Source organism: Streptomyces sp. NPDC015130, from assembly GCF_043080005.1.
Lineage (GTDB): Bacteria > Actinomycetota > Actinomycetes > Streptomycetales > Streptomycetaceae > Streptomyces.
Genome location: NZ_JBIBVC010000010.1, coordinates 182991 through 204843, shown reverse-complemented (window position 1 = coordinate 204843; position 21853 = coordinate 182991). Strand labels below are relative to the sequence as shown.

Annotated in this window: 22 protein-coding genes; 12 read left to right on the top strand and 10 right to left on the bottom strand. The window is 72.7% G+C overall.

Annotated elements, in window-relative coordinates:
* Positions 1-183: 183 nt before the first annotated feature.
* Positions 184-1164 carry a cysteine synthase A gene (gene cysK, locus ACF08F_RS22460; protein ID WP_392300295.1) on the top strand — a complete coding sequence of 327 codons (981 nt, stop codon included), beginning with the start codon at positions 184-186 and terminating at the stop codon, positions 1162-1164.
* Positions 1165-1190: 26 nt separating this feature from the next.
* Positions 1191-2300 (top strand): homoserine O-acetyltransferase, encoded by a 1110-nt coding sequence (locus tag ACF08F_RS22455; protein WP_392300294.1) that lies wholly within the window; start codon positions 1191-1193, stop codon positions 2298-2300.
* A 73-nt stretch (positions 2301-2373) separates the two neighbouring features.
* Here the strand turns inward: ACF08F_RS22455 and ACF08F_RS22450 are convergent, their stop codons facing one another.
* The 4 genes from ACF08F_RS22450 to ACF08F_RS22435 form a co-directional block, all read right to left on the bottom strand.
* The gene (locus tag ACF08F_RS22450) at positions 2374-3015 is read right to left on the bottom strand and encodes an HAD family hydrolase (protein WP_392300293.1); all 642 of its coding nucleotides are present in this window, start codon (positions 3013-3015) and stop codon (positions 2374-2376) included.
* Between the two features lie 49 nt (positions 3016-3064).
* A complete protein-coding gene (locus ACF08F_RS22445) occupies positions 3065-4012 on the bottom strand; it encodes an aldo/keto reductase (RefSeq protein WP_392300292.1) in 948 nt (315 codons plus the stop codon).
* Positions 4013-4995: 983 nt separating this feature from the next.
* On the bottom strand, positions 4996-5868 hold the full coding sequence (locus ACF08F_RS22440; protein WP_392300291.1) for an undecaprenyl-diphosphate phosphatase: 873 nt from the start codon (positions 5866-5868) through the stop codon (positions 4996-4998).
* Between the two features lie 111 nt (positions 5869-5979).
* On the bottom strand, positions 5980-6453 hold the full coding sequence (locus ACF08F_RS22435; RefSeq protein WP_392300290.1) for a winged helix-turn-helix transcriptional regulator: 474 nt from the start codon (positions 6451-6453) through the stop codon (positions 5980-5982).
* A gap of 103 nt (positions 6454-6556) precedes the next feature.
* Here ACF08F_RS22435 and ACF08F_RS22430 point away from each other — a divergent pair, with 103 nt between their 5' ends.
* A complete protein-coding gene (locus ACF08F_RS22430) occupies positions 6557-7726 on the top strand; it encodes a thiolase family protein (RefSeq protein WP_392300289.1) in 1170 nt (389 codons plus the stop codon).
* A gap of 94 nt (positions 7727-7820) precedes the next feature.
* On the opposite strand, the gene ACF08F_RS22425 is transcribed toward ACF08F_RS22430, so the two are convergent.
* Positions 7821-8591, bottom strand: a complete 771-nt coding sequence (locus ACF08F_RS22425) for a TVP38/TMEM64 family protein (RefSeq protein ID WP_392300288.1) — start codon at positions 8589-8591, stop codon at positions 7821-7823.
* 193 nt (positions 8592-8784) lie between these two features.
* Between ACF08F_RS22425 and ACF08F_RS22420 the strand changes: the two genes are divergently transcribed.
* Both ACF08F_RS22420 and ACF08F_RS22415 read left to right on the top strand, forming a co-directional pair.
* Positions 8785-9519 (top strand): DNA alkylation repair protein, encoded by a 735-nt coding sequence (locus tag ACF08F_RS22420; protein WP_392300287.1) that lies wholly within the window; start codon positions 8785-8787, stop codon positions 9517-9519.
* Positions 9520-9523: 4 nt separating this feature from the next.
* Positions 9524-10369: a spermidine synthase gene (locus ACF08F_RS22415; protein ID WP_392300286.1), complete on the top strand. Its 846-nt coding sequence runs from the start codon at positions 9524-9526 to the stop codon at positions 10367-10369.
* On the opposite strand, the gene ACF08F_RS22410 is transcribed toward ACF08F_RS22415, so the two are convergent.
* Positions 10331-11734 (bottom strand): MFS transporter, encoded by a 1404-nt coding sequence (locus ACF08F_RS22410; protein ID WP_392300285.1) that lies wholly within the window; start codon positions 11732-11734, stop codon positions 10331-10333. The two genes, ACF08F_RS22415 and ACF08F_RS22410, sit on opposite strands and share 39 nt — an antisense overlap.
* Before the next feature lie 103 nt (positions 11735-11837).
* On the bottom strand, positions 11838-12959 hold the full coding sequence (locus ACF08F_RS22405; protein WP_392300284.1) for a hypothetical protein: 1122 nt from the start codon (positions 12957-12959) through the stop codon (positions 11838-11840).
* An 82-nt stretch (positions 12960-13041) separates the two neighbouring features.
* Here ACF08F_RS22405 and ACF08F_RS22400 point away from each other — a divergent pair, with 82 nt between their 5' ends.
* The 3 genes from ACF08F_RS22400 (at position 13042) to ACF08F_RS22390 (ending at position 16918) form a co-directional block, all read left to right on the top strand.
* Complete coding sequence (locus tag ACF08F_RS22400; protein ID WP_174867632.1) at positions 13042-13494, top strand: DUF4442 domain-containing protein; 453 nt, start codon at positions 13042-13044, stop codon at positions 13492-13494.
* 172 nt (positions 13495-13666) lie between these two features.
* Entirely contained in the window at positions 13667-16198 is a 2532-nt protein-coding gene (locus ACF08F_RS22395; protein WP_392300283.1) for a glycoside hydrolase family 3 C-terminal domain-containing protein, read from the top strand.
* Between the two features lie 66 nt (positions 16199-16264).
* A complete protein-coding gene (locus ACF08F_RS22390) occupies positions 16265-16918 on the top strand; it encodes a DedA family protein (protein ID WP_392300282.1) in 654 nt (217 codons plus the stop codon).
* 95 nt (positions 16919-17013) lie between these two features.
* On the opposite strand, the gene ACF08F_RS22385 is transcribed toward ACF08F_RS22390, so the two are convergent.
* Positions 17014-17541 (bottom strand): gamma carbonic anhydrase family protein, encoded by a 528-nt coding sequence (locus tag ACF08F_RS22385; protein WP_392300281.1) that lies wholly within the window; start codon positions 17539-17541, stop codon positions 17014-17016.
* Between the two features lie 133 nt (positions 17542-17674).
* On the opposite strand from ACF08F_RS22385, the gene ACF08F_RS22380 reads away from it, so the two are divergent.
* Positions 17675-18430 carry an acyltransferase gene (locus ACF08F_RS22380; protein WP_392300280.1) on the top strand — a complete coding sequence of 252 codons (756 nt, stop codon included), beginning with the start codon at positions 17675-17677 and terminating at the stop codon, positions 18428-18430.
* 69 nt (positions 18431-18499) lie between these two features.
* Here the strand turns inward: ACF08F_RS22380 and ACF08F_RS22375 are convergent, their stop codons facing one another.
* The gene (locus tag ACF08F_RS22375) at positions 18500-19363 is read right to left on the bottom strand and encodes an EamA family transporter (protein WP_392300279.1); all 864 of its coding nucleotides are present in this window, start codon (positions 19361-19363) and stop codon (positions 18500-18502) included.
* Positions 19364-19474: 111 nt separating this feature from the next.
* Between ACF08F_RS22375 and ACF08F_RS22370 the strand changes: the two genes are divergently transcribed.
* Together ACF08F_RS22370 and ACF08F_RS22365 are read left to right on the top strand one after the other, a co-directional pair.
* Positions 19475-20047 carry a helix-turn-helix domain-containing protein gene (locus tag ACF08F_RS22370; RefSeq protein WP_392300278.1) on the top strand — a complete coding sequence of 191 codons (573 nt, stop codon included), beginning with the start codon at positions 19475-19477 and terminating at the stop codon, positions 20045-20047.
* A 44-nt stretch (positions 20048-20091) separates the two neighbouring features.
* Positions 20092-20655 carry a YbaK/EbsC family protein gene (locus ACF08F_RS22365; protein WP_392300277.1) on the top strand — a complete coding sequence of 188 codons (564 nt, stop codon included), beginning with the start codon at positions 20092-20094 and terminating at the stop codon, positions 20653-20655.
* Between the two features lie 202 nt (positions 20656-20857).
* Here ACF08F_RS22365 and ACF08F_RS22360 read toward each other — a convergent pair whose 3' ends face one another.
* Positions 20858-21265: a CoA-binding protein gene (locus ACF08F_RS22360; RefSeq protein ID WP_392300276.1), complete on the bottom strand. Its 408-nt coding sequence runs from the start codon at positions 21263-21265 to the stop codon at positions 20858-20860.
* A gap of 225 nt (positions 21266-21490) precedes the next feature.
* Here ACF08F_RS22360 and ACF08F_RS22355 point away from each other — a divergent pair, with 225 nt between their 5' ends.
* Positions 21491-21838, top strand: coding sequence for a CU044_2847 family protein (locus ACF08F_RS22355; protein WP_392300275.1), 348 nt, complete (start codon positions 21491-21493; stop codon positions 21836-21838).
* The last annotated feature ends 15 nt before the right edge of the window (positions 21839-21853 follow it).

Below are 21853 nucleotides of genomic sequence, written 5' to 3'. Positions count from 1 at the left end.
CGCCGCCCACGGGCGGGCACCTTTCCCCGCCACGTGCCCGTCCCCCCAGGCCGTGGCCGCACGACGCGCGCCGGGCCGACGGCAGGCCGATGCCGTTCGACGCCTCCCTCAACGCAACCCGACCGACAGAGCGACCGAGCGGACACGCGAAGGCCGCATTCGCCGACGAAGGACAGTTCCCTCATGCCTCTGTACGACAGCATCCTCGACACCATCGGCCGTACGCCGATCGTCAAGCTGGACCGCATCGCGCCGGACCACGTCACGCTCTACGGCAAGGTCGAGTCGTTCAACCCCGGCGGCTCCGTCAAGGACCGCCTCGCCCTCTCGGTCATCCTCGACGCGGAGGCGAGAGGGGAGCTGAAGCCCGGCGACACGATCGTGGAGTGCACCTCGGGCAACGTGGGCGTCGCCCTGGCGATGGTCGCCGCGGCGCGCGGCTACCAGTTCGTGGCGGTCATGGGGGACGACTTCTCCGTGGAGCGCCGCAAGCTGATCCGCGCCTACGGCGGCAAGGTCATCCTCTTCCCCGCCGTCGCCGAGGGCAGCGCCGGCGGCCGGGCCAGGGCCGACGCACTGGCGGAGAAGCACGGCTGGTTCCGCTCCCGGCAGTTCGACAACCCGGCCAACCCGGCCTACCACCGCGAGACGACGGCGGCGGAGATCCTCGGCGACTTCGCGGGCAAGCGGCTCGACTACTTCGTGTCCGGCTTCGGTACGAGCGGCACGCTCACAGGCGTCGGCCAGATGCTCAAGCGTGCCCGGCCCGAGGTGCGCGTGGTGACCTTCGAGCCCGAGACGGCCCGCGTGCTGGCCGGCGAGGAGTGGAAGGCCCACAAGATCCAGGGGCTGGCCCCCAACTTCGTGCCCGGGGTGCTCGACCCGAGCGTCATCGACGACCTGCTGACCGTGGACGAGGTCGTGGCACGCGACACGGCGCGCCGCATCGCGGCCGAGGAGGGCGTCTTCGTGGGCATCTCCGCCGGGGCCGCCGTCGCGACGGCGCTGCGCGTGGCGGAGACCGCTCCCGAGGGGTCGGTCCTGCTCGCCATGCTGCCCGACACCGGCGAGCGCTACCTGTCCACCTTCCTGTTCGAGGGCATGAACGAGGGCTCGGACGACGAGTGGCTGGCCTCGCTCGACGAGAACACCGACGGCGCCTGACCGAGGACCTGAAGGGGAACGGGAGCATGAGGGAATTCATCCCCCCTGCCACACGCTTCGTCGACCTGCCCGACGGCTTCCCGATGAAGCGTGGCGGCACGCTCCACGGTGCGCGGATCGGCTACCAGACGTACGGAAGGCCGAGCCCGGCACGCGATGTCGTCCTGATCCTCACCGGTCTGTCCGCCGACGCGCATCCGGCCTCCCACGCGGACGACCCCAAGCCGGGCTGGTGGGAGTCCATGCTGGGGCCGGGCAAGCCCATCGACACGGACCGCTGGTACGTCATCTGCGTCAATTCGCTGGGCAGTTGCAAGGGCTCGACGGGACCGGCCTCGATCGACCCGCGGACGGGCGAGCCCTACCGGCTGGGCTTCCCCGACATCGCCATCGAGGACATCGCGGACGCCGCAGCGCACACGGTGCGGGCCCTGGGATTCGAGCGCCTGGCCTGCGTGATCGGGGCCTCCATGGGAGGGATGAGCGCGTTGTCCCTGCTCGCCCGGCACGGGATCGCCAGGAACCACATCAACATCTCGGGTGCGGTGCACTCGTCGCCGTTCTCGATCGCCATCCGGTCGTTGCAGCGAGAAGCGGTGCGGTGCGACCCGCACTGGAACCAGGGCCGGTACGACGCCGAGCGATACCCGCGGCACGGGATGCTCCTCGCGCGCAAGCTGGGGATGGCGACGTACAGGTCGGCACAGGAGTGGGAGAGCCGCTTCGGGCGGGCACGCCTGACCCGGGAGCGTCCCGCGGAGGACGACCCGTTCGGCCCGGAGTTCGAGGTGGAGGGCTATCTCGACTTTCACGCACGGCGGTTCCTGGAGGGGTTCGACCCGAACAGCTACCTCTACCTGAGCCGCTCCATCGACCGGTTCGACCTGGGCGAGTCCTGCGGCGGCACGGCCGAGGCAGCGCTGGCGGGGCTGCGACTCGACAGGGCACTGGTCATGGGGGTCGAGACGGACATCCTGTTCCCGGTGCGGCAGCAGCGTCAGATCGCCGAGGGGCTCGCCGCCGGCGGGACCGACGTACGGTTCCTGCCGATGGAGTCACCGCAGGGACACGATGCCTTCCTGGTGGACACCGATCGTTTCGGTCCACCGATCGCCAAGTTCCTGTCGTCTGTGTGACGCCGCGAAGGCGGGTGCGGAAGGGGCGAGCCGCCCTTCCGCACCCGCCTCCGCGGCGTGGGGATTCGTTCGCTCAGCCCGCCGACAGGATCGGGAACGCCTCGGCGACGGACTTCACGACCTCACCCGGCTGCGGAGCCCCGATCGGCAGGGCCCGGCCGCCCGAGATCCAGATCGTCGACATCCCCAGGGGCGCGGCGCCCGCGATGTCGTGTTCCAGGGAGTCGCCGACCATCCAAGCACCTGCCAGCTCCACGCCGGCGCGGCGCGCGACGATGTGGAAGACCTCCGGATCGGGCTTGCTCACCACTTCGTCGTCCGCGTAGCACACCACGTCGAAGAGGCCTTCCAGGCGGTCGTGCATCTTCGGAAGCTGCTGGGCCCTCGTCCCGTTGGTCAGGATCGCCGTCCGCCACCCTCGCTCCCGCAGGGCGCGCAGGCCTTCCGGCACACCGTCGTAGGTCCGGACGAGCTGCGGCATCCGTACCGAGAAATTCCGTTGGAGTTCGGCCGGGGATTCGGGGAATCCGAAATGGTCCACGATGGCGCGGAAGGTCTCACCGGGTGGAACCGGTCGATTCTGTTCTTCCCGCAAGAATTCCAGACCCTCCGGCCCCAGCGACCGCTGCTCGGTCAATTCCACGAACCAGCGGTCGATCGCGCCGGTGCTGTCCACCAACGTGTCGTCGAGGTCGAATATGACGAACTTGTTCACGCGTGCCCACTCATTCTCGCGGAAAGGACGGAAACGGAAAGGGTCGGCGTCACTCGCGCGCGCCCGTCGGTGCGGGCATCGCGTCGAGCTCGGCGAGCTCGTCCTCCGTCAACACCAGGTCGGCGGCCGCGGCGTTCTGGTCCAGGTAGCGCGCGGTCTTGGTGCCCGGGATGGGGATGACGTACTCGCCCTGCGCGAGCAGCCAGGCCAGTGCGACCTGGGCGGGGGTTGCCGCGTGGCGCTCACCGATGGAGCGGACGACGTCCACGAGCCGCGCGTTGGCGGCGAGGTTCTCCGCCGTGAAGCGGGGCATGTCCGCGCGGAAGTCGCCGTCACCGAGGTCGGTGGGCGATGCGTACCGCCCGCTCAGCAGGCCGCTGCCGAGCGGCGAGTGGCACAGGAAGGCGATGCCCTGCTCGTTGCAGTAGGGCACCAAATCAGCCTGGAACTCGCGCGTGAACAGGGAGAACTCCGACTGCACGGCGGCCACCGGGTGCACGCTCTGGGCCCGGCGCAGCTCGTCGAGCGTCATCTCCGAGAGGCCGATGGCGCGCGCCTTGCCCTCGGTGACCAGTTCCGACAGCGCGCCCCAACTCTCCTCCACCGGCACTTCCGGGTCGACGCGGTGCTGGAAGTAGAGGTCCACGTGGTCGGTGCCCAGGCGGCGCAGGCTGGCCTCCAGAGCGGAACGGAGGTACTCCGGGCGACCGTTGAGGCTGAAGTCCGAGCCGTCGTAGCGCACCCCGCCCTTGGTCGAGAGCACGGCCTCCTCGCGCCGTCCCGCGAGAGCCCGGCCGACCAGTTCCTCGTTGGTGAACGGGCCGTACACGTCGGCGGTGTCGATGAGGTTGACGCCCAGGTCGAGCGCCCGGCCCACCACGGCCAGGGAGGAGCTGTCATCCCGGTTCTGGGGGTCGTAGGCGAAGGACATTCCCATCGTCCCCAGGCCTATTCGACCGATAACCGGCCCTCCATTGCCCAGTGTGGTGGTTCGCACGAAACGATCCCCTTTCAAGGAGATGGTCGGTTGAGGTGCCCGACTGTTTGGCTGCCGATACCGAAAGCCATCGCGGGGCCGCAGAGATTCAACATCCTAGCCTGTGGGGGAGCTTCCGTTCGAGGGATTGTGACGCGTTCCTTGTGGTCGGGAACCGCCGTCCGAAGCGGAGTGCACGAGGTCGAAGTACCTCGTTTATGCGTTTACCGCGAAACGAGCCACCGATACGGCGGCAGCCGTGAGCAGCAGGTCGTCCTGGGCGCAATGACTTGTCATACTCCAGCAGCGGATCGCGTCCTGGGCCGGTTCTTCTCCGGTAGTGGCTGCGGCGGGCGGCGGCTTGCCGATGCAGTCGCCGGCGGGACCGGTCCGGTACGTGATCCCGGGGATCGCGCCGGGTCTGGCCGGGCCAGGCTCCGGCGGGCCGCCACCCAGCGATGGTGAGTCGGGGTGTCCCCGTCGGAGAAGTCGATCGCCGGCGGCTTCGCGCTGGCCCAACTCCCGCTCCACCAGGGCCCGTCCACGGCTCGTGACAGAGGCGGCGAACACCCCGGTCCGACAGTTGCCGATCTTTCCCGAGGTGCCCGCCCTTGACCGTTGACCATGGTCTGCGTGGTGGGGACCCGGCTCGTGCAGCAATCACCGGCAGCCGGCGGATCACCGGGCCGACGCCCACGTGATCGCTGAACTCGTCGCCGAGGTCGGCCCGTTGTGGAACGAGCGTCACCACCCGCGATACGTGAAGGTGAACACGCGTCCGGCCCGCGGCCTTCGACGCGCCACCGCCGACCATGCACGAGCTCGTGAGAAGCCGCCCCCTCGCCTTGCGGGCTCTTCCGCGTCATCCCCTGCTTTGCGGACGCGCACGTCCTGGTGGGGCGTGTCCCGCCTCCCCGGTGGGAGACGAGTGGGAGACGGTCATGGCGTGGCGCTGCGATCAGGCGCTGGGAAACGCCGGACAGAGCTACCTGTGCGGCTCTGGCTCAACCGCCGGATTCGCCCGCGTGCGGGCTGAGCACACCGGCTCCCACCAGCACGAAGAGCAGGATGCCGAGCAGGATGCGGTAGATCACGAAGGGCATGAAGCTCTTGGTGGTGATGAACTTCATGAACCACGCGATGACGGCGTAACCGACGGCGAAGGCGATGATCGTGGCGAAGATCGTCGGCCCCCAGGAGACGTGCCCCTCGCCCGCGTCCTTCAGCTCGTACGCGCCCGAGGCGAGGACCGCCGGGATCGCGAGGAGGAAGGAGTAGCGGGCGGCGGCCTCACGGGTGTAGCCCATGAGCAGGCCGCCGGAGATCGTCGCGCCCGAGCGGGAGACGCCCGGGATCAGCGCCATCGCCTGGCAGAAGCCGAAGATCAGGCCGTCCCGCACGCCGAGTTCCTTGAGCGTCTTGCGCTCGCGGACGACGCGGTGACGGCCGCCGGCCTCGTCCCGCGCGGCCAGCCGGTCGGCGACGCCGAGGACGATGCCCATGACGATCAGGGTGGTCGCGATCAGCCGCAGGTCGCGGAAGGGGCCCTCGATCTGGTCCTTGAGCGTGATGCCGAGGACGCCGATCGGGATCGAGCCGACGATGACGAGCCAGCCCATCTGGGCGTCGTGGTCGGAGCGCATCGACTTGTCGGTGAGCGAGCGGAACCAGGCCGAGACGATCCGCGCGATGTCCTTGCGGAAGTAGATCAGGACGGCGGTCTCGGTGCCGATCTGGGTGATCGCGGTGAAGGCCGCGCCCGGGTCCTCCCAGCCGGCGAAGGCCGCGGTCAGCCTGAGGTGCGCGCTGGAGGAGATGGGAAGGAACTCCGTCAGCCCCTGTACGAGTCCGAGGATGAACGATTCGAACCAACTCATGGGGCTAGGGCCGTCCCGTTATGTACGTGTGCGGTCAGAAGGTCGAGCGCAGCGTACCGCCCCAAGATGACGTGCTCGTGATCAGGCTCGTGACGCTTCCGTGACCAGGACTTATCCGGCTTCGTCGAGCCTCGCGGGGCCCGACGTCGTCCATCCCGGCGACCGGACGTGGGCGCGGAGGCTCGGCCGGTCGGCCTCGCCGCCGCAGTGGGCGCAGACGACGCGCGGACTGAGGACCTCGCCGCAGTCGTGCTCCAGGACGACGGGGCGGTCGTCCTCGTTGAGGTGGCGGTCGCCCCAGGCCATCAGGGTCAGGAGCACGGGCTGGAGCTCCTCGCCGGCGGCCGTCGCCCGGTACTCGAAGCGCTGCGGGCGCTCGCTGTACGGCACCTTCTCCAGGATCCCGGCCTCGACGAGCCGCTTGAGGCGGGCGGTGAGGATGTCGCGCGGGGCGCCGGTGTTGCGCGCGATCCGGTCGAAGCGGTGCACGCCGAGGGAGACCTCGCGGAGCACGAGCAGCGCGTACTTCTCGCCGACGAGCGAGAGCGTGTCGGCGATCGAGCAGGGGCGGGGGGCGGCCTTCATGGAGCCAGCCTAGGCCAGCCCGAGAGGGAGGGTTTGAAAAGCCAACTCACTGGGATATGTTACCGACGAGTGTTGGTCCAGTTTTCCAACTCAGGAGTTGGTCATGCGTGACGCCGTCATCGTCGAAGCCGTCCGTACACCGATGGGAAGGGGCAAGGCCGGGGGAGCCCTGTCCCACGTCCACCCCGTCGCCCTCCTCTCCCACACCCTGCGCGCCCTGATCGACCGCAGCGGCGTCGACCCCGCCCTCGTCGACGACGTGATCGGCGGAACGGTCGACCAGGTCGGTGAGCAGGCCATGAACACCACCCGGTACGCCTGGCTCGGCGCCGGTTTCCCGGAGTCCGTGCCGGCCACCACCGTCGACCGGCAGTGCGGCTCCTCCCAGCAGGCCGTCCACTTCGCCGCCCAGGGAGTCCTCTCCGGGGCGTACGACATCGCCGTCGCCTGCGGAGTCGAGTCCATGAGCCGGGTCCCGATGTGGTCGAACGTGCCGCCCGGCGCCGACCCCTTCGGACCCGGCGTCGCCGAGCGCTACCCGGAAGGCCTCGTGCCGCAGGGCATCAGCGCCGAGCTCATCGCCGCCAAGTGGTCCATCGGCCGCGAGGCCATGGACGAGTTCGCCGCCGCGTCGCACACCAAGGCCGCCCGCGCCTGGGAGGCCGGACTCTTCGACGCCGAGGTCGTCCCGTACGAGGGCGTCCGCCGCGACGAGTCGGTGCGCCCCGCGACCACCCCCGAGATCCTCGCCGGCCTCCGGCCCGCCTTCGAGGACCCCGGCTTCGCGGCCCGCTTCCCGCAGATCGACTGGTCCGTCACCGCCGGCAACAGCAGCCCCGTCAACGACGGCGCGTCCGCCGTGCTCGTCATGGCCGCCGACACCGCCCGGAGCCTCGGCCTGCGGCCCCTCGCCCGGCTCCACAGCTTCGCCGTCACCGGCTCCGACCCGCTCCTGATGCTCACCGGCGTCATCCCGGCCACCGAGAAGGTCCTGCGCCGGGCGGGCCTCTCCCTCTCCGACATCGACCTCTTCGAGATCAACGAGGCCTTCGCGAGCGTCGTGCTCGCCTGGCAGCAGGAGACCGGCGTCGACCCGGCCCGGGTCAACGTCCACGGAGGGGCCGTCGCGCTCGGGCACCCGCTCGGCGCCAGCGGCACGCGCATCGCGACGACCCTGGTCCACGCCCTGCGGGCCCGGGGCGCCCGCTACGGCCTCCAGGCGATGTGCGAGGCGGGCGGACTCGCCAACGCGATGATCGTCGAGGCGCTCTGAGCGACGGGCGCCCAGAGGTCGTCAGGGCGTCAGGCCCTTGAGCCGTCAGGCCCTCAGGACATCGTGACGCTGTCCCGTCGGGACCGTCGTCCCGTCAGGCCGTGCCGACCGGCTCACGCTCCTGTGCGGGAGCCGCGTCCGGGAGCGCGGCCGGGGTCCCGGACGCGCCCCGCAGGGCGTGGCGCTTGCGCCAGGCCACGACCGCCGCGCCCAGCCCGGACAGGACGATGAACCCGGCCGAGAAGAGGAACGCGGGCGAGCCCGGCGAACCGGCCTGGGCGCCCGCGATCACGTACGCCGCCGTGTTCGGCACGGTGCCGATCGCCGTCGCCAGGAGGAACGGCACGTACCGCATCCGGGACACCGCCGCGCAGTAGTTGGCCGCCGCGAAGGGGACGCCAGGGAAGAGCCGGATCGCCAGCATCGAACGGAACCCGTGCCGGCTCAGCTGCCCGTCCGCCGCCGTCAGCCAGCGGCCCCGGACGAACGGCCGCAGCGCGTCCTGCCCCAGGACCCGGCCGAGGGTGAAGGCGATCCCGGCGCCCAGCACCGTCCCCGCCACCGCCGCCGTCAGACCGGCCGCGGACCCGAACAGCGCCCCCGCCGCCAGGTTGAGCACCGGACGCGGCACGAAGGCCGCCGTGCACACCCCGTACGCGAGGCCGAAGAGGAGGACCGCGCCCGCGCCGCTCGTCTGCGGGGGCCAGCCCGAGGCCAGCAGCCGCTGGGGCTCGTACAGCAGCACCAGCCCCGCCGCGGTGAGCAGCAGCAGGGCGAGGACGGAGAGCCGCGAACGGGGCGAGAGCAGGGCCTGGGAGCAGCGGACTGCGAGGGAGCCCGGCGGCCGGGACGCGGGAGCGAGCATTCGGGGAGAGTAGCGGACGGGTCCGTATGATCGCCGTAATGTGCGTCATGTCCGTCCGGGCGGAGACCCGGCGGAATCCGGGCGGCGACGGCGGCGACCGCTTGGCGTCCGCTTGGCGTCCGCGTGGCATCCGGCCGGTGTCCGCCCGGCGGCAGGGCGGCGTCCCGGACCGTGCCGTGACCGAGAGGGCCCCATGACCGAGACCGCGCCGACCGACGACGTCCCCGGCAGTGCCCTCGCCGACACCGTCCTGGAGCGGCTCACCACCCTCTACCCCGCCGCCGGCAACCCCTTCCGGGCCCAGGAGATGGTCGCGTACATGAAGGGCGTCGCCCCCTTCCTCGGCGTACGGACGCCCGAGCGCCGCGCCCTGTCCCGCACCGTCCTCGACGGCACCGCCCGTCCCGACGAGGACGACTGCACCGCGATCGCCCTGCGCTGCTTCGCCCTGCCCGAGCGCGAGTACCACTACTTCGCCGTCGACTACCTCACCCGCCATGTGAAGCGCTGCTCCTCCGGCTTCCTGCCCGTCGCCCGCCGGCTCGTCACCACCGTCTCCTGGTGGGACACCGTCGACCACCTGGCCGCCCATGTCGTCGGCGGCCTCGTCGCGGCCGACCCGTCCCTCGCGGCCCGCATGGACGAGTGGATCGAGGACGAGGACCTGTGGGTGGCGCGCACCGCGCTCCTCCACCAGCTCCGCTACAAGGACGCGACCGACGCCGACCGGCTCTTCGCCTACTGCCTGCGCCGCGCCGCCCACCCCGACTTCTTCGTCCGCAAGGCGATCGGCTGGAGCCTGCGCGAGTACGGCAAGACCGCCCCCGCCGAGGTCCGCGCCTTCGTCGCCGCCAACCGCTCCCTGCTCTCCCCGCTCTCCGTCCGGGAGGCCCTGAAGAACCTCGACCGGCGGCCCTCGGCACAATGAGAACGTGAACGAGCACATCCCCGTCATCCGCGAGGTCGACCAGGGCACCGCGCGCCTCATGCCCGACGTGGACCGGGAGCGGGCCTGGCTCCTGACGGTCGACGGCGCGCCCCAGTCGTACGTCGACCTGGACGATCCGGCGTACCTGGAGTTCGAGTACGCGCGCCGGCTCGCCCATGTCGTCGACGGCGCCGCCGACGAGGGCGCACCGCTGGACGTCCTGCACCTGGGCGGCGGGGCGCTCTCCCTGCCCCGGTACGTCTGCGTCACCCGGCCCGGCTCGCGCCAGGACGTCGTGGAGGCGGACCGGGAACTGCTCGCCCTCGTCGCCGAGCACCTGCCGCTGCCCGAGGGCTCGGGAGTCGCCGTGCACGGCGCGGACGCCCGGCAGTGGCTGGAGGCGGCGCCGGACGCCTCGGCCGACCTGATCGTCGGCGACGTCTTCGGCGGCTCGCGGGTGCCCGCGCACCTCACCTCGATCGAGTACGCCCGCGAGGTCCGGCGCGTCCTGCGGCCCGGCGGGCTCTACGCCGCCAACCTGGCCGACGGCGCGCCCTTCGGGTTCCTCCGCTCCCAGCTCGCGACCTTCGCCGCCGTCTTCCCCGAGCTGGCCCTCGTCGCCGAACCGGCCGTGCTGCGCGGCCGCCGCTTCGGGAACGCGGTGCTCGTCGCCTCCGCCCGGGAGATCGACGTCGCCCACCTCGCCCGGCGGGCCGCCGCGGACGCCTTCCCCGCGCGCGTGGAGCACGGGGCGACGCTCGACCGGTTCACCGGGGACGCGGAACCGGTCCTGGACGCCGGGGCCGTACCGTCACCCGTGCCGCCCGAGGGCGCCTTCGGCGTCGGCTGAGACGGTGGCCTGGCCGTCGGCCGAGCCGTCGGTCCGGGCGGCGGTGGGGGAGTCGGGAGCCGGCCCCGAGGCAGCGTCCGAGGCAGGCCCCGGCGCCGCGCCCGCGATCTCCTTCGTCTGCGGACGGCGGGTCAGGTTCCGTACGTCCGGCACCAGCAGGACCAGGGCCGTGACGAACACCATCAGCCCCGCCGCGCCCCACAGGGCCTCGCTCCGGCCGAACGCGCTCTCGGCCGGGCCCGCGAGCGCCGTGGACAGCGGCAGCAGGGCGGTCGAGCCGAACCAGTCGTAGGCGGAGACCCGGGAGAGCTTCTCCTCCGGGATCTCCTGGTGCAGGGCCGTCATCCACGAGACGCCGAAGACCTCGATCGCCATGCCGCTGATGAACATGGCGGCCGTGAGCCCCACCACGTCCAGCGGTACGGCGAGCGCCGCCGAGGGCAGCGCTATCGGGAAGACGCAGAGCGTGCCGACGAACAGCAGCCTGCGCGGCTTCCACCGGGTCATCAGGACGGCGCCGGCGACGGTTCCCACCCCGTAGGCGGCGAGCGCGATGCCCCAGGGGCGGGCGCCGCCCAGCTCGTCCCGGGCGACGAGCGGTCCGAAGACCGCCTCGACCGCCCCGATCAGGCCCACGACCACCGAGAACTGGGCGACGATCGACCACAGCCACGGCCGGCCGATGAACTCCTGCCAGCCCTCGCGCAGATCGGCGAGGAGCCCGCCGCTCGGGGCCCGCTCGGGGGTGCCGCTCACATCGAGGAAGGCTCGCAGTCCGCCCGCGACGGCGAAGGCGAGGGCGTCGATCGCGAGGACCCAGCCGGGCCCGACGAAGGCGACGAGCGCGCCGCCCAGCGCGGCGCCGCCGATGCCGGCGCCGTGCATGGCCATCCGGTAGACGGCGAACGCCCGGCCGGCCTGCTCCCCCGTGACGCTGGTCAGCAGCATGCCCTCGGCGGCCGGGTTGAAGAAGGCCTGCCCGGTGCCGCACAGGGCGGTGAGCACCATCATCTGCCAGATCTGCGCCCCGCCCGAGAGGACGAGGACGGCGAAGACGGCCTGCGAGACGCAGTTGAGGGCGTTGGCCGCGACCATCACGCGGTGGCGCGGTATCCGGTCGGCCACGGCGCCGCCGATGAGCAGGAAGAGGACGAGCGGCAGGAAGCGGGCCATCGCGACGAGCCCGACGTCGCCCGCGCTGCCCCCGCTCTCGAAGACCGCCCAGGTGGTGGCGATCAGCGCGCCGTGCGCGCCGAGGTTGGTCACCACCGTCGCGGCCGTGAGCAGGACGTAGTTGCGGCCCGCCCACTCGGGCCGGCGGGCGGCGAGGGAGGTGCGGCGCGGGGAGGGGGCGGGTTTGTTCACCCCGGGACTATCCCTGGCTCCTCCCCTTCCTGCCAAACCGATATCCGGACGGTGGGGAGCGCCCCGCGCCGCGCGGGCACGGGGCGCTTCTCCGCCGGCCGGGTCAGGACGCGGAGGTGAGCCTGACCGTGGAGAGGATCTGCTTGATGGTGGCGTCCGGCAGTTCGTCCTTGACGCCGTCGGGCCCGTAGAGCACGAAGGTGCTGAAGTCGCCCTTGGCGTTCTTGAAGGTGAAGGCGAGCGACTTGCCGTCCGACTCGCACTTGTTGCGCTTCTTGACGCCCGGAGCGGTGGCGGTCGCCATGCTGCCGGTGAGGCCGGACTTCGTCGTGTACGGCACGGGCTTGGAGATCTTGATCGTGCTCTTGGGCATGTGCTGGGCGTAGCCGCCCCACACCCAGGTGCCGGCCTCGCCGCGCGCCGCGTCCGAGGTGTTCTTGGCGCCCTGGCCGCCCTTGGTGCCGGCCGTGGCCAGGCCCCAGGTCTCCTCGCTGCCGTCCTTGTTGACGTCGTAGGTGCACCAGTTCTTCTTGAAGCGCGTGGGGCTGGACATCGTGACGAGCGGGGTGCCGGACTTCTTCTCGTCGTCGAAGTACGTGATCGACCCCGGCTTGAACACCTCCCACTCGGGCGGTACGTCGAACAGGGTGCCGTACTTGGGGTTGTGGACGACCTTCCAGCCGGGGATCGTCGGCTGCTGGGCGGCGCCGTCACGCGGGTTGTCGAGCGGCGGCGCGGAGGGCTCGGAGGGCTCGGAGGGCGCGCCGGAGGCCGGGGCCGACACGGACGGCTTCGGGTCGGCGGCGGTCGGCTCCTTCTCGTCGTCCTTGCCGAGCACGAGGAATCCGGTGACGCCGGCCGCGACGACCACGGCGGTGGCGGCGACGATCGCCACGAGCGTCGTCTTCTTCTTGCCGCCGTCGGGGCCGGGCGTCCCGGGCTGCCCCGGGACCGCGTACTGCGCCACGGTCGGCTGCTGGTACGGGTTCGGCTGCTGGTATCCCGGCTGCTGGGGGTAGCCCTGCTGGCCGTACCCCTGCTGCGGGTAGCCCGGCTGGGCGGGCTGCTGCGGATACCCGGGCTGCGTCGGCGGCTGTGGGTAACCGGGCTGGGCCGGCTGCTGCTGGTACGGGTTCGGCTGCTGGTACCCCGACTGCTGGTAGGGGTTCTGACTCTGGTCCTGCGGGTTCTGCTCGCCCCCGGGCGGCTGCTGTCCTGGCCACATGGCCAGTAACGATAGAGGTGCGGTGGCGGCGGGGCCACGAGAGGGATGGCCAAGGCTGCTACCGGTGGGTAACATCACGGCCATGAGCGCAGACCAGATGACCGTCGGCGAGATGCTCGCCGCCACGGTCCCCATGGCCGGAACCCTCAACCTGGAGTTCCTGGAGACCACCGCCGAGCGCGCCGTCGTGCGCCTGCCGGACCAGCCCGCCTATCACAACCACGTCGGCGGCCCGCACGCCGGAGCGATGTTCACCCTGGCCGAGTCCGCCAGCGGCGCCATCGTGCTCGCCGCCTTCGGCGACCAGCTGACCCGCGCCGTCCCGCTCGCCGTCAGCGCCGAGATCGCCTACAAGAAGCTCGCCATGGGCGTCGTCACCGCCACCGCGACCCTGGGCCGCCCCGTGGCCGAGGTCGTCGCCGAACTCGACGCCGGTCAGCGGCCGGAGTTCCCGGTGCGGATCGACATCACCCGCGAGGACGGCGCCGTCACCGGCGAGATGACCGTCCTGTGGACGCTGCGCCCGAACGCCTGATCCACGAGGTACTCCGCGGACGCGCCGCGCCGGCCCCCGCACCCCCCTTCGGGTGCGGGGGCCGACGTGTTCCGGGCCGCCGCCCCGGAATCGGACGTCCCGTCACGCATAGTGCGGGCAGGGCACGGACGCACCCGGGCCGGGCCCGCACCCCGCGCGAAGGAGCCGCCGCGTGTCCGACGAAGCGTCACCCGCCACCGCCCCGTCCCCGGAGGCCCGGCCCCGGCGGCGCGGCCCGCGGCTCTCGCGGCGGGCGCTGCTCCTCGCGCTGACCGGCGGCGCCGCCCTCGCCGCCGTCCCGCCCGCGACGGCCGGCACGCGGCCCCGGCGGACCGCGCCCCTCGCCGCGCCCGTCGGACGGGTCGACGAACTCCTCGCCCGGCTCACCCTCGACGAGAAGGTCTCCCTCCTCCACGGCGCCGCCGACCCCGCGAGCCTCGGCCAGGCCGGCCACGTCCCCGGCGTGCCCCGGCTGGGCATCCCGCCGCTCCGCCTCGCCGACGGCCCCGCCGGCATCCGCGTCCGCCGCCCTGCGACCGCCCTGCCCGCGCCCGTCATGCTCGCCGCCTCCTTCGACCCCGGCCTCGCCCGTGCCTACGGCCGGGTCATCGGCCGCGAGGGACGCGCCCTCGGCCAGGACGTGCTGCTGTCCCCGATGGCCAACCTCATCCGCACCCCGTACGCGGGACGGAACTTCGAGACCTTCTCCGAGGACCCGCTCCTCACCGCCGACCTCGTCGCCGAGGAGATCCGCGGCATCCAGGCCGAGGGCCTCGTCGCCACCGTCAAGCACTTCGCCCTCAACAACCAGGAACGCGACCGCACCACCGTCGACGTCCACGCCGCCGAACAGACCCTGCACGAGACCGAACTGCGGGCCTTCGAAGCCGCCGTGGCCGCCGGAGCGGGCGCCGTCATGGCCGCGTACAACAAGGTCGACGGCGTCCACGCCACCGAGAACGCCCCCCTGCTCACCGGGATCCTGCGGGACCGCTGGGGCTTCGACGGCTGGGTCATGAGCGACTGGGGCGCCGTCCACTCGACCGGCCCCGCGCTCGCCGCCGGACTCGACATGGAGATGCCCGGCGGCTCCCGCTACGGCGCCGCCCTGCGCGACGCCGTCCGCGCGGGCCGGATCGGCGAGGCCGCCGTCGACCGCTCCGTACGCCGCATCCTTTCCGTACGCGAGCGCTTCGGGCTCCTCGACGAGACCCCGTCGCGCCCCGCCAGGGACGCCGCATCCGGCGCCCGGCTCGCCCTGCGGGTCGCCGTCGCCGGGGCGACCCTCCTGCGCAACGAACGCGGAGCCCTGCCGCTCACCGACCGGGCCGTCCGCTCCCTCGCCGTCATCGGCCCCACGGCCACTGTCCCCTTCGTCAGCGGCGGCGGCAGCGCCCATGTCGTCCCCGACGCCGCCACCAGCCCCCTGGACGCGATCCGGGCCAGAGCGGGGAAGGACGCCTCCGTCGCCCACGCCGTGGGGGAGGACCTCTTCGGCCGCCCGCTGCCGCCGCTGTCACCCGCCGTCGACCTGGAGGGCGTCCGCGTCGCCGCCGGTGCCACCTGGACCCGTACGGTCACGCTCACCGCCACCGACCCCGACGAGTGGACCTTCCTCGTCCACTACAGCGGCCCCCGGCCCACCGTCACCCTCGACGGCACCGAGCTCTTCCCCGTCCGCCAGGGCATCACCGAGTACTTCGTCGGCGGCCTCCTCGGCCGCGCGCCCGACGGACTCCACGTCCGGCGCACCGGCCGGAGCCTCACCGCCGGACCGCACGAGCTGAAGATCACCGCTCGCGGCGGCCCCGCCGGACAGCTCTTCCGGCTCCGTGCCGTCACCGGGGCCACCCGCGCCGCCGACCTGGCCGAGGCCGTCCGCGCCGCGCGCGCCGCGCACAGCGTCGTCCTCTTCGCCTACGAGGACGCCACCGAGGGCCAGGACCGCGCGACCCTCGCCCTCCCCGGCCACCAGGAGGCCCTGATCGAGGCGGTGACGGCGGCCAACGCCCGTACCACCGTCGTCCTCAACACCTCGTCGGCCGTCACCATGCCGTGGCGGGAACGGACCGCCGCCGTCCTCCAGATGTACTACCCCGGGCAGGAGGGCGCGGCCGCCACCACGGCCGTCCTCTTCGGCGACGCCGACCCCGGCGGGCGCCTCACCCAGACCTTCCCGGCCGCCGAGGACCGCCACCCCACGGCCGGGAACCCGCGCCGCTACCCGGGCGAGGGCGGGGTGGAGGAGTACGGGGAAGGCGTGCACGTCGGCCACCGCTGGTACGAGGCCGAGGGCGTCGTCCCGCTCTACCCCTTCGGGCACGGCCTCTCGTACACGACCTTCCGGTACGAGGACCTGACCGTCGCCCCCGGGGCCGCGGAGGGTCTCGACGTCACGTTCACCGTCCGCAACACCGGCCGCCGGGACGGCGTCGAGGTCGCCCAGATCTACCTCGGCCCCTCCCCGGACCTGACATCACTCGGGATCGACCAGCCGCGCTCCGCCCTCGCCGGCTACCGCCGGCTGGAGCTCGCGGCCGGCGAACGGCGGCGGGTGACCGTCCACGTCACCGCCCGCACCCTGTCCTCCTGGGACACCGCACGGCACGGCTGGGTCCTCGGCACGGGCCGCCGGACCGTGCGCGTCGGCTCCTCCTCGGCCGACCCCGGCCTCCGCCTCGGCGTCGAGGTCCGCCCCTCCTGACCGGGTAGGCTGCCCCGGCGTGCCCGACGCGGGGCACGCCGGGCGGCCGACACGGGAGGAACCGCGTTGCACGTGCAGGAATGGCTGGAGACGATCCCGCCGGTCGCGATCTACGCGCTGGTCGGCGTGGTGATCGGACTGGAGAGCCTGGGCATCCCGCTGCCCGGCGAGATCGTCCTCGTGAGCTCGGCGCTGCTCGCCTCGCAGCACGGTGACATCAACCCGTACGTGCTCGGTGCCTGTGCCACCGCCGGCGCGATCATCGGCGACTCGATCGGCTACGCCATCGGCCGCAGGGGCGGTAGACCCCTCCTCGCCTGGCTGGGGAACAAGTTCCCGAAGCACTTCAGCGAGGCCAACATCGCGCTCGCCGAGCGCTCCTTCCAGAAGTGGGGCATGTGGGCGGTCTTCTTCGGCCGCTTCGTCGCACTGCTGCGGATCTTCGCCGGGCCCCTCGCGGGCGTCCTGCACATGCCGTACTGGAAGTTCCTCATCGCCAACGTCTTCGGCGGCATCCTCTGGGCCGGCGGCACCACGGCCGTCATCTACTCGGTCGGCATCGTCGCCGAGGCCTGGCTCAAGCGCTTCTCCTGGCTGGGCCTCGTCCTCGCCGTACTGATCGGCGTCGCCTCGATGCTGATCATCAAGAACCGCGCCAAGAAGGCGGCGGCGGAGCGGCAGGACGCCGTCGAGCGGGAGCCGGTCGCCGTCGGCGACTGAGCCGGACGGAAGACGGCCGGGGAACGGCCGGGAAGACCGACAGGAGGGCGGCACCCGCGCGGGTGCCGCCCTCCTTCGTCCTCGGGCCGTACGGCTCAGCCCCCGAAGGCCTCCGCGTGGCTCTGCGCGAGCTGCAGGTAGACCTCGGCGTTCAGCTTGATGCCGGCCTTCTCCTCCTCCGTCAGCGGACGGCGGACCTTCGCCGGGACGCCGGCGACCAGCGAACCCGGCGGGACCTGCATGCCCTGCGGGACGAGCGCCTGGGCGGCGACGAGCGAGCCCGCGCCGATCCGGGCCCCGTTGAGGACGGTCGCGCCCATGCCGACGAGCACGTCGTCCTCGATCACGCAGCCGTGGACGGTCGCGTTGTGGCCGACGGTCACCCGGGCCCCGATCGAGACGGGGAAACCGGGGTCGACGTGGACCGTGGAGTTGTCCTGGACGTTGGAGTCCTCGCCGATCGCGATGGGACCGCAGTCCGCCCGCAGCACCGTGTGGTACCAGATGTTGGCGCGGGCGCCGAGGGTGACCTCGCCCAGCACCACCGAGGTCGGGGCCGTGAACGCGGTCGGGTCGATCTGCGGCTCCTTACCGCCCACACCCTTGATCAACGCCTCTGCCATGGTTCGCTCCTGATCGTTCAGCCGTCGTGTCGCGCCCGGGGGTGGCCCCCGGGCGCACCCTATGCGGTGCCCATGACGGACATCACAGCGCACCGCACTGATCAGGCACGAAGGCGCCGACTACCGTGGCCGGGTGCCCAGGAACAGAAACACGTTCTCATCCCTCGCCGCCTGGCGGCGCAGGGCCGTCGCCGCTGCGGTGCAAGGCGCCTGGCGCTGGGCGCAGCAGGCCGGTTCCGTCACCGCCGAGCACCCGGGGAAGCTGCGCTTCCGCCGCCTCGGCGCGGGGACGCGGCTGGCCTTCCCGCAGGGCACGGTCTTCGGCGAGCCGTGGATCGAGATCGGCGAGTGCTGCATCATCGCCGAGCAGGTGACCCTCACGGCGGGGATGCTGCCGGGCCTCGACCTCGGTACGGAGACCGTCCTGACCCTCGGCGACGGGGTGGTCCTCGGACGGGGCAGCCACGTCATCGCCGACACGACGGTGACCATCGGCTCGGACACCTACTGCGGCCCGTACGTCTACATCACCTCGACCAACCACAGCTACGACGACCCGGACGAGCCCATCGGCCGCCAGTGGCCCCGCTCGGAGCCGGTCTCCATCGGGCCCGGCTGCTGGCTCGGCACGGGCGCGGTGATCCTGCCCGGCGCGCGCATCGGCCGGAACGTGGTCGTCGCCGCGGGCGCCGTCGTCCGTGGCGAGGTGCCGGACCACTCGGTGGTGGCCGGGGCCCCGGCCAGGGTCGTGCGCAGCTGGGACAAGGAGAAGGGCTGGCAGCCGCCGCTGCGCACCCCGGCCCCCCAGCCGATCCCGGAGCACGTGACCTCGGAACAGCTCGCCGCGCTCGCGGCCTGGGAGGTCGAACAGGCGGGCACGTCCTCGTAGGGGTGTCCTGCGCGGCGGGGTGGCGGGCTCCGGGGCCGTGTGTCGCGGGGTGGCGGGCGCCGCTCCGTGTCAGGCGGCGGCCAGCAGGACCGTGCCGCCGAGGGCGAGTGCCGCGCCGGCCGCCTGGACCGGGCGGAGGCGCTCCTTGAGGACCGCGAACGCGGCCAGGGCGGTGACCACGGGGTAGAGGCTGGCGAGGACCGCGGCGACGACGACCGGTCCCTGCTGGGCGGCGATCGCGTACGTCCCGTTGGCCGCGACGTCCGCGAGGCCGACGAAGGCGAGGGCGGGGAGCGCCGCGCGCATGACGGCGGGGCCGCCCTCGGGGAGGGCCCGGCCGCCCCGGCGCACGGAGACCCACAGGGCGCCGCCGCCCACCAGGACGTTGGTGACGCGCTGGACCAGCAGGGCGAGGAACAGGCCGGTGACGGTGGTGGAGGACTCGGCGATGAGGGCCATCACCGAGCCGAAGCCGAAGGCCGCGAACAGGGTGAGCAGGACCGCCTGGCGCTGCACGGGCGCGCCGCGCAGCTCGGGGCCGCCCGCGAGCGTCACGCCGACGATCGCCACGACGACGCCGGCGAGCTGGAGGAGCCCGGGGCGGTCGCCGAGGAACAGGCCGACGGAGACGGGGACGACGACGCCGAGCGAACCGAGCGGCGAGACCACGCCCATGGGGCCGAGGGCCAGCGCCTTGTAGAAGGCGAGCATGGCCGCGGGGCCGACGACGCCGGCCCCGACCGCGTACCAGAGCTGGGGGCTCGCCTCGGTCCAGGCTCCGGTCGCGAGGACGAGGGTGCCGAGGACGAGGACGGCGAGGACCTGGGAGACCACGACGACCGTGAGGGCCGGGATCCGGCGGGTGAGCAGTCCGCCGCCGAAGTCGGCGAGGCCCCAGAGAAACGCGGTGGCCAGGGCGAACAGGGCGGTCATGGATCCTCGCAGTCGCGTGCGGCAGCACGCAGTACAGTGCAGTGAACAGTCGGGTACAGCCCACCGTAGTTCAGTGCATTGAACTCTGTCATCCAAGATATTGGACGGAATGTGTCGGACCTCGATCAGCTCACGCAGTCGCTCGCCCGGAACCTGAAGCGCTGGCGCAAGGAGCGGGGCTTCACCCTGGACGCGCTCGCCGCCCGGGCCGGGGTGAGCCGGGGCATGATCATCCAGATCGAGCAGGCCAGGACCAACCCCAGTGTCGGCACCACCGTGAAGCTGGCGGACGCCCTCGGCGTCTCCATCACGACCCTCCTCGACTACGAGCAGGGCCCCCAGGTCCGGCTGGTCCCGCCGGACCAGGCCGTCCGCATGTGGTCCACCCCCACCGGCAGCCACACCACCCTCCTCGTCGGCACCGAGGCCCGCGGGCCGCTGGAGCTCTGGTCCTGGACGCTCGTGCCAGGCGAGGGCAGCGACTCCGACCCGCACCCGGACGGCACCACCGAACTCCTGCACGTCGGCGCCGGAACCCTCACCCTCGTCGTCGACGGGGCCGAGCACACCCTGCCGGCCGGCACGTCCGCGGTCTTCGAGGCGAACGTGCCGCACACCTACCGCAACGACGGGGACGAGACGGTCGAGATGACCATGGCCGTCTCCATCCCGCCCGCACGCTGAGACGGACGTCCGCGACCCGGGGGCGGGTTGTTAGCGTGACGCGCATGCGCGCACCCCTCGGAGACTTCGACAACGCCCGCCCCGCCGCCGACTGCCTCGACGAGCTGACCGGCCCCGTCGCCACCGCCGTCCGCGCCTGGCAGGGGCCCGTACCGGTCGAACAGCTCCTGTACGTGGACACCGACCCGGACATCGCCGACACCGCCGTCTTCGTGGAGCACCACGGGCCCGCGCTGCTCGACGCGTCCGCCAACTGCGTGGTCGTCGCGGGCAAGCGGGGCGAGACGACCACGCGGGCCGCCTGTGTCGTGAAGTCGGCGACCCGGGTCGACGTCAACGGAGTCGTGCGCAAGCACCTCGGCGCCCGCAAGGCCTCGTTCGCGCCGATGGACGCGGCGACCGGCGAGACCGGCATGGAGTACGGCGGGATCACCCCCGTCGGCCTCCCGGCGGACTGGGCCCTCCTCGTCGACGCCGCCGTCGTGGACACCGAGTGGGTCCTCGTCGGCAGCGGTCGCCGGCGCGGCAAGCTGATCCTGCCGGGGAAGGCCTTCGCCCAACTCCCGGGCGCGGTCGTCCTCGACGGCCTCGGCGTGCCGGTCGCCTGAACCGGCTCCGCGGCCGCTGCACCCGCCACGTCGTGCCCGCCACGTCGTGCCCGCAGCGTCGTGCCCGCAGCGTCGGGCCCGCCACGTCGTGCCCGCAGCGTCGTGCCCGCAGCGTCGGGCCCGCCACGTCGTGCCCGCAGCGTCGGGCCCGCCACGCCGTGCCCGTCGCGTCGGGCGCGGCGGGCCGGGCGCGGCGGGCCGGTCAGGCCAGGCGGGGGAGTTCGATCGCGGGGCAGCGGTCCATGACCATGTCCAGGCCCGCCTCGCGCGTACGGGCGAACGCGGCCTCGTCGACGACGTCCAGCTGGAACCAGACCGCCTTGGCGCCGATCGCGACCGCCTCGTCGGCGACCGCACCCGCCTGCTCGCTGTTCACGAACACGTCGACGACGTCGACCGGGAACGGGATCTCGTCCAGGGAGGCGTAACCCTGCTCGCCGTGGACCGTCTCGGCCTTCGGGTGGACGGGGACGATCCGCTTGCCGTACCGCTGCAGCAGCGCCGCGACGCCGTACGCCGCCCGGCGCTGGTTCGACGAGAGGCCGACGACCGCCCAGGTGTCGCCGCTCTGGGTGAGGATCCGGCGGATGGTCTCCGGGTTGCCGTGCACGCTTGCCTCCTGGGGCCGTCACTCGACGGCGCCGGGCCGGCGCCGTCGATCTGTCCAACAGGTGCGGCCGCGAGGGGATTCCCGCCGCCGCCCCGAGGATCCACCGTGGCTTCAACTGATCGGTAAAGGGCCGTAGTTGGCGTCTTGTGGCCTTGACCCTGCCGTCCCCGTGAGGTCAGCTCGTGTCCGACGACGGACGAGGACGGCGACGGGAGTGCGCACGCGATGGCCGAGGTGACGGTGCAGGTGCCGACGGGGCGGCCCGGAGACGAGCCGGTGCTGGTACGGATCAGGGAGACCGAGGGCACGGACGCGGTCACCCGGGTCGGACGCGGAGCGCGGGCCGCCGTCCAGGCCTCGCGCACGCTCGACCAGATGCTCGACGCCGTACGGCCCGTCGCCGAGAGCTTCGTGTCCCGCTTCACGCAGATGGAGAACCCCCCGGACGAGATCGGCCTGGAGTTCGGCATCTCCCTCACCGCTGGCGCCGACGTCGTCATCGCGACGACGGGGACCGAGGCGAACTTCACGGTCACCCTGAACTGGTCGGACCTCTCCCGCCGAGCCGGCTGAGCGAGGCGGACGGGC

What these genes read in the sequence shown, in the direction of transcription:
- ACF08F_RS22420 (WP_392300287.1), top strand. Translation starts at nt 8,785, where the DNA reads ATGACCGAGACCGCGCCGACCGACGACGTCCCCGGCAGTGCCCTCGCC.
- cysK (WP_392300295.1), top strand. Translation starts at nt 184, where the DNA reads ATGCCTCTGTACGACAGCATCCTCGACACCATCGGCCGTACGCCGATC.
- ACF08F_RS22365 (WP_392300277.1), top strand. Translation starts at nt 20,092, where the DNA reads ATGCGCGCACCCCTCGGAGACTTCGACAACGCCCGCCCCGCCGCCGAC.
- ACF08F_RS22455 (WP_392300294.1), top strand. Translation starts at nt 1,191, where the DNA reads ATGAGGGAATTCATCCCCCCTGCCACACGCTTCGTCGACCTGCCCGAC.
- ACF08F_RS22440 (WP_392300291.1), bottom strand. Translation starts at nt 5,868, where the DNA reads ATGAGTTGGTTCGAATCGTTCATCCTCGGACTCGTACAGGGGCTGACG.
- ACF08F_RS22405 (WP_392300284.1), bottom strand. Translation starts at nt 12,959, where the DNA reads ATGTGGCCAGGACAGCAGCCGCCCGGGGGCGAGCAGAACCCGCAGGAC.
- ACF08F_RS22375 (WP_392300279.1), bottom strand. Translation starts at nt 19,363, where the DNA reads ATGACCGCCCTGTTCGCCCTGGCCACCGCGTTTCTCTGGGGCCTCGCC.
- ACF08F_RS22435 (WP_392300290.1), bottom strand. Translation starts at nt 6,453, where the DNA reads ATGAAGGCCGCCCCCCGCCCCTGCTCGATCGCCGACACGCTCTCGCTC.
- ACF08F_RS22425 (WP_392300288.1), bottom strand. Translation starts at nt 8,591, where the DNA reads ATGCTCGCTCCCGCGTCCCGGCCGCCGGGCTCCCTCGCAGTCCGCTGC.
- ACF08F_RS22430 (WP_392300289.1), top strand. Translation starts at nt 6,557, where the DNA reads ATGCGTGACGCCGTCATCGTCGAAGCCGTCCGTACACCGATGGGAAGG.
- ACF08F_RS22355 (WP_392300275.1), top strand. Translation starts at nt 21,491, where the DNA reads ATGGCCGAGGTGACGGTGCAGGTGCCGACGGGGCGGCCCGGAGACGAG.
- ACF08F_RS22385 (WP_392300281.1), bottom strand. Translation starts at nt 17,541, where the DNA reads ATGGCAGAGGCGTTGATCAAGGGTGTGGGCGGTAAGGAGCCGCAGATC.
- ACF08F_RS22400 (WP_174867632.1), top strand. Translation starts at nt 13,042, where the DNA reads ATGAGCGCAGACCAGATGACCGTCGGCGAGATGCTCGCCGCCACGGTC.